Annotated in this window: 3 protein-coding genes; all 3 read left to right on the top strand. The window is 46.8% G+C overall.

Going from position 1 to position 2052, the window contains the following annotated elements; all coding sequences use genetic code 11:
* A partial coding sequence (locus Q0546_RS04100; RefSeq protein ID WP_298790783.1) for a hypothetical protein occupies window positions 1-188 on the top strand: 188 nt, incomplete at its 5' end.
* Between the two features lie 9 nt (window positions 189-197).
* Window positions 198-953, top strand: coding sequence for a disulfide bond formation protein B (locus Q0546_RS04095; protein ID WP_297962876.1), 756 nt, complete (start codon window positions 198-200; stop codon window positions 951-953).
* A 9-nt stretch (window positions 954-962) separates the two neighbouring features.
* On the top strand, window positions 963-1850 hold the full coding sequence (locus tag Q0546_RS04090) for a hypothetical protein (RefSeq protein WP_297962874.1): 888 nt from the start codon (window positions 963-965) through the stop codon (window positions 1848-1850).
* The last annotated feature ends 202 nt before the right edge of the window (window positions 1851-2052 follow it).

Below are 2052 nucleotides of genomic sequence, written 5' to 3'. Positions count from 1 at the left end.
TCAGCAAGAAAGGAGAAAACATGGAATTTTTAATGGTTCTTATGTTTTTCGTCGCAGCTCTTTTGCTGTGGCTCAAGCCTGAGAAAAAGCGCGCGGTTATGGGCTTTGGTATTGCAGGTGTCGCGATACTCGTCATCATGATGGCATGGGTAAATAAATTTGCCGTCGTGCCTATGGGAAATTTCTAGGAGCGAGCGATGGAAAGTATGCAAGATAAAATGTCTCAAAGCTTCACCCGCAGCACCGAAATTTCTGCGGGCTGGGGCGATGATGAGAAGCTATTTTTCAACCTTTTTGCCCTCGCGGCGCTCGCTCTCATCGCTTTGCCGGTAGGTATCGCATGCCTTGTTTTGGGCTTTGGTATGGGCGATAGTCCCTGCATTATGTGTTGGCATGAGAGATTTTGCATGGTAGCGATCTCGTTTATGGCGCTAGTTATCGTTAGATACGGCTTTAAGGTCAAATACCTCGCTGCAATCATCTTTTTAGCGTGCCTTGGGCTTTACGACGGCTTTTTACACTATAGCCTTGACGGCACGGGCGGCGGCTACCTCGACATCAAGCAGGGCTTCGGGCTTGAAATTTTAGGCGCACACACGCAGTTTTGGGTCGTAGTGGTACATTTTTGCGTCATTATATTTTTGGGTGTGATTTTGCTGCTAGGCAAAAACGTAGGTAAAATAATGCAAAAAAGCGAAGAGGGCGCATACGGCGCGGTTTTACCCAAATTTGCGCTAGGCAAGATAGCCGTGGTGGCCTTTGCTATCATCATGGCTTTTAACTGCGTCCAGGCTTTCATCACGGCAGGCCCTCCGCCCTATCTAGCCTCCGCGACGCCTTCGCGCATGAGCATCGATCCGTCAAAGTGGTTTTGGGAGCTTGATCACTGGGAAGAAACCGAAATTGATTTTCGCGAAAGCTGGAATCCAAAACTACCGAATTTACCGAAGTGAGGTCGCGATATGAGAAAAATTTTAACCTTAACCCTTTTGTGCGCTGTACTGGCGCTGGGCGGCGAGTTTAATCTAAATCCTGCGGATGGCGCAGTGGTAAATTTAACGCCGCTACGCAAAATCGGCGAGATAACGCCAAATTTAAACAACAATAATCCAGTCACAGGGCTTGACTACGACGCGGCAAGCGGAAACTTCTTGCTCGGTACGCTAAAATTCGAGCTCTACGAAATGGACGGCGAGCTAAAAACCGTAAAAAACTATCTACGAAGCACACCCGATTGGATAATCCAAATGGAGGAGACCGTCGCAGCGAGTTTTTTTAAAGGCTCGGTAGGGCTCATGAGCTATAATAAAACCTATGAGTTTTTCAAACCCGCACCGAATCAAAGTAAAGAGGAAGCGAACAAAGCGTGGCGCTATCTGCACGACGGATACGAAAATTTCACGCTCGATTTCAAGGACCGCTACTCCACTGTGCGCGCCAAACAGCAGTATATCCTAAGCTGGGATCACTCGGACTTTTACGGCGAGTTTTTCATCGCGAGCGTGCCCGATGACATCAAGCAAGGCTGGAGCGTGGCGAGCTTTAGTGACGCCGATAATCTGCTCTCGAGCGAGTTCGTGCCGAGCTTCGATGAGGCTCTCGGCGTAAAGGACGGCAGGGATATAAACGACTACTATATCACGGGTATGGATGCGAGCGGCGAGTTTGTTTATCTACTCTCGAAGCAATACTCAAGCATCCTAAAGCTTGATCCGCGCAGCAGAAAGATCGTGGAGATTTATAGCTTTGAAGGCGCGAGCGATGCCCATGCGCTCGCTATCAAAGAGAGTAAATTCTACGTCGCGTCCAGAGAGGACGGCATGAATAAAATTTTTATTTTCGAGAGATAAAATTTAAGCCGTCTTTTGGGCGGCTTATTTTAAAAATAATCTAAAACATAGTATTTAAGCCCTCGCTCATTGTCGAACTGATATCTGCCAAATAATTTTTACCAAGTTGCTTAAAGTCCATTTTGTTATAATGTTATTACCAAAAGGAGCAACAATGAAAGTACAAATCCTAAAACTGCTACTAGCTATGAATTGGTCGAAA

The organism is uncultured Campylobacter sp., from assembly GCF_937997465.1.
In the GTDB taxonomy this organism is placed as follows: Bacteria; Campylobacterota; Campylobacteria; order Campylobacterales; family Campylobacteraceae; genus Campylobacter_A.
Note: the sequence above shows the minus strand (reverse complement) of the source record. Positions and strands in the feature narration are given on the sequence as shown.